Origin of the sequence: Fulvivirga sp. (assembly GCF_040220315.1) — a bacterium.
GTDB lineage: Bacteria > Bacteroidota > Bacteroidia > Cytophagales > Cyclobacteriaceae > Fulvivirga.
This window is the reverse complement of sequence record NZ_JAVJUY010000228.1, coordinates 1-4,043: the sequence shown is the minus strand read 5'-3', so window position 1 is coordinate 4,043 and position 4,043 is coordinate 1. Positions and strand designations below refer to the sequence as shown.

Here is a 4,043-nt window from a genome sequence, read left to right as displayed (position 1 = left end):
CGCTGCAAACTGTATTAGAGCAGCACAAATGATGCTAGCTTACCTTGAGAAGAGAAATAAAAGCCATGAAATAATTTGGAGAATGAGGGTTGGGGTACATTCGGGAACTGCAGTAGCAGGTGTTGTAGGCAAAAAGAAATTTGGATATGACCTTTTTGGAGACACGATAAATACGGCCAGCAGAATAGAAACCGCTGGTGAGGTAGGTAAAATCAATATATCTTCATCTACCTATGAACTGATTAAAAACGACTTTACATGCCTCTCTCGTGGAAAGATCTTTGCAAAGGGAAAAGGGGAATTGGAAATGTATTTTGTAAAATAATTAGCTAACAATGGCTATGACACAAGCTAACGCACTCGTCAATTATGGAGAATTCAATGTCAGTTCCAAGAAGCCCTGATATAGAATAGTAGAAAATGAGTAACCATCTCCCCATATCATCATCCAATAAGTCTATTGTAGTTCTTCCCTTCGTCAACATGAGTGCCGACGTTGAGAACGAATACTTTAGCGATGGCATCACCGAGGAGATCATCAATGCGCTGACCACTGTGAAGGGTTTAAAAGTCATTGCCCGAACATCCTCTTTTGCATTCAAGAATAAAAATATAGATGTAAGAAGCATTGGTCAACAGTTGGGGGTAAGCACTGTTTTGGAGGGGAGTGTCCGGAAAGCCAAAAATCGGGTTCGAATTACAGCGCAATTGATCAACACTAATGACGGCACTCACTTCTGGTCAAAGAATTTTGATCGGGACCTGGAGGATATTTTTACCCTACAAGATGAAATCAGTATACTCCTTGCTGATCAAATCCGGGAAAATTTTGGGCATATTGAAATTCCGTCTGTTCTCAACGCTACCACAACTCGAAATATAGAAGCTTATGATTTATGGTTGAAGGGCAGTTTTCATCTAAAAAGGAAAGATTATGAGGACATTAAAGCTGCATTGAAATTATTCAAAGATGCAATTAAAGTTGACCCCCACTATTCAGAAGCTTACGCCTACCTGGGAGAAACTTATATTCAAGCTGCGGCCCTCAATATGTTCCCCAATGAAGAAGGGAATAACCTGGCAAGAATTGCCGCTGAAAAAGCCATCGAATTAAACGCAGAAAATGCAAAGGCACATTTGGTTCTCGCTTATATCAAACTGTTCTCAGATTGGAATTGGGACGGTGCGCTAATAGAATACGATAAGGCCATACAATATGGACTATCTGAGCAAAATGACTTCATTACTTATTACTATATATTTATCAAAGAGGATTTTGATAGGGCAATTCAAGTAGCCAGAGGGGAGACTGAAACCGATCCGCTTCATGTTCATTCACATTGGCAGTTGGGCTTGACCTATTATTTTGCCCGGCGTTTTGAAGATTCAATTGTTGCATTTAATAATGCCCTGGAAATTGACCCTAATTATGCAGAGGCTCTTCGTTTTCGGGGTTTGGTCAAGGGCTATTTAGGAAAATTTAAGGAGGCATTAGTTGACATCAATAGGGCACTTGAGATGATAGGTGGTCTGGGGCCTGCTAACTTAGATTTATTGGTGCTAAATATCCTAATGGGTAAGAATGAAGAGGTCTTGGCGATCCTTAAGAAATCAAAATTCCTTGACTCTTCTGATCCTGCAGTTTTATACTCACTCTTAAATATGCCCGGGGAAGCCATTTACTGGTTAGAAAAAGCGTACGAAGAACGCTCGGTAAATATGGCGACCTTGAAGACTTTTTGGGTATGGGATAACCTTCGCGACAATGCCCGGTTCAAAGAGATTTATGCCCAAATGAATTTTCCTCCATCTATAGAAAACAAGCATAATCCTGAGCCAATAACCATTTCTCAACCTACTTTAATATTTAGCAAAAATGAAATAAAATCCCATTTAGAACAATTAGGTAAGCTAATGGAAGAAGATCAGATCTATTTAGACCCAACAATTTCATTAAGGCATTTAGCAGAAAAATTGGATTTGCAGCCTAATAAATTATCCTGGCTACTCAATGAACAAATTGGCAAGAATTTTAATGAATATATCAATGCCTTCCGATTGATTTCTTTCAAAGAAAAAGCACTAAATCCAAAGAACAACAACATTACACTTTTAGGTTTAGCCTACGAAAGTGGCTTTAATTCCAAAACGGTTTTCAATGTGTATTTTAAAAAAATGGAGGGTATGACTCCAAAAGCATGGGTCAAATCTCAGATAAAGTAAAATGACTGGCGAGACCAAGCAAAAGTTTACCCGCTATCAATATCTTTTAGTAGCTATCATCACAGTGGTTTTATTGACTATTGTTTTGGACTACATGCTTACCTCTGCATTGTCAGCCATCCTTCTTCCAAAACTGAAGATCACTACCACGCAGTTTGGTTTACTTGCGTCTGCATATCCAATCAGTGCAGGAATAACCGCAATGCTACTATCCGGGTATGCTGACAAATTTGATCGGAAGAAATTACTCCTGTTTTTTTACCTGGGCTTTTTGCTGGGGGTTTTATTTTGTACCTGTGCACCCTCATTCGAGGTACTGATTGTAGCTCGGGTTATCACAGGCACATTTGGAGGTGTTGTTGGTCCTATTTGTTTTGCCATCATAGCTGATCTATTTGAAACGACCCAAAGAGGAAGGGCTTTTGGAATTCTACAAATGGCTTCTGCTGGCAGTCAAATTTTGGGTTTACCACTTGCGCTCTACCTGGCTTCTGAGTGGGATTGGCATTTAGCTTTTGGGTTGATTTTGTTTATAGGAATCATTGCGGCTTTTTTCATTATTTGGAAAATCAATCCTGTAAATAAACATCTACTCATACCAGCAAAAGTCAATCCATTGCTTCACTCTTTAAAAATAATCAGCAATAGAAATTATCTAATTGTATTTTTAAACAATACCCTTTTGGTAGCAGGAGATGTTATTTTGATGACCTTTAGCTCAGCATTTTGCATTAACAACCTTGGGGTATCTCTTGAAAACCTCCCTTTACTATATGGAATTGCCGGGGCTGCTACTTTCATATTCTCTCCCCTTATTGGCCGTTTGACAGATAAATTTTGAACACTAAAGATTTTCGTGGTAGGGACCATCATTACCATCATGACGGTCACGGTATTTACAAACCTGGGAATAAATCCTCTTTGGTCAGTCATCCTGGTTCATACGTTACTTTTTCTTGGAATCAATGCCCGGAGCATCTCCTCTTCAGCACTAGGTACAGTTGTCCCTGAGGCAGAAGACCGGGGTGCATATATGGCTGTGGATGCAGCAATGCAACTGGCAATAGCAGGTGTGGCCGCCGTACTCGCAGGATGGATGGTATTTCAATCGGAAGATGGGATGATAAATAATTTTCCCACCTTAGGTGTTGTAGTAATTTCATTAATGCTGATGACTATTGGATTGATGTCTATTATTACTCGAATGGTAAAAAGAAAGAATATCACATCGACTTAAATTTCTGTTATCCTCCACTTTGCAAGCTTCTAATTAGGGGCTGCTGAAAAAGTCTCAGTTACATTAGATACGACTGGCTGAAGAGAAGATGTATCTTTATACTTCAATCTGAAGCCAGGAAGTAGATGATGTGACTGAGGCTAACCAAGAAAATATCGTTCACGATATTTTCCATGTGCATGAAATAATGTAATCCTGATCAGAAAACCTTGCACTTGCTTAAAAACAAATGGAAACAATATCGCGACAATTAAGGCTCATATATAGATTTGATATTTCATTGGTGTTTTTCAGCAGGCCCTAAATAATCTGGAACAATTGAAAAGTTTATTAAATAAGTGTCATACAAAGTCGAAAATTGTCTGGATAGTAGTCTTCTTCTTGTTTAGCCAATGCTTGTCGCATGAAAATGCATTAGCCAATGTTCTGAAAGATACCAACTTTATAATACTCCCCAAAATTCAGACCACTGTTTAAGTTGAATAATTTATAACTTTAACAAGTGGCAAAAATGAAAAAAAGTAGAAGAAAATTCAGTGCGGCATTCAAGGCTCGGGTAGCCATCGAAGCCCTGAGGGAGCGA

General features: G+C 38.9%; 4 protein-coding genes. All 4 read left to right on the top strand.

Features of this window, described 5'->3' with window-relative positions:
• A partial coding sequence (locus RLO81_RS11045) for an adenylate/guanylate cyclase domain-containing protein (protein WP_350111443.1) occupies positions 1-325 on the top strand: 325 nt, incomplete at its 5' end.
• A gap of 95 nt (positions 326-420) precedes the next feature.
• On the top strand, positions 421-2,223 hold the full coding sequence (locus tag RLO81_RS11040; protein WP_350111441.1) for a helix-turn-helix domain-containing protein: 1,803 nt from the start codon (positions 421-423) through the stop codon (positions 2,221-2,223).
• Between the two features lies 1 nt (position 2,224).
• Positions 2,225-3,064 (top strand): MFS transporter, encoded by an 840-nt coding sequence (locus tag RLO81_RS11035; RefSeq protein ID WP_350111438.1) that lies wholly within the window; start codon positions 2,225-2,227, stop codon positions 3,062-3,064.
• Between the two features lie 39 nt (positions 3,065-3,103).
• Positions 3,104-3,460, top strand: coding sequence for a hypothetical protein (locus RLO81_RS11030; protein WP_350111436.1), 357 nt, complete (start codon positions 3,104-3,106; stop codon positions 3,458-3,460).
• Positions 3,461-4,043 lie beyond the last annotated feature (583 nt).

Excerpts from the sequence above, each read along its gene's own strand:
- RLO81_RS11040 (WP_350111441.1), top strand. The coding sequence starts at position 421 with ATGAGTAACCATCTCCCCATATCATCATCCAATAAGTCTATTGTAGTT.
- RLO81_RS11035 (WP_350111438.1), top strand. The coding sequence starts at position 2,225 with ATGACTGGCGAGACCAAGCAAAAGTTTACCCGCTATCAATATCTTTTA.
- RLO81_RS11030 (WP_350111436.1), top strand. The coding sequence starts at position 3,104 with ATGACGGTCACGGTATTTACAAACCTGGGAATAAATCCTCTTTGGTCA.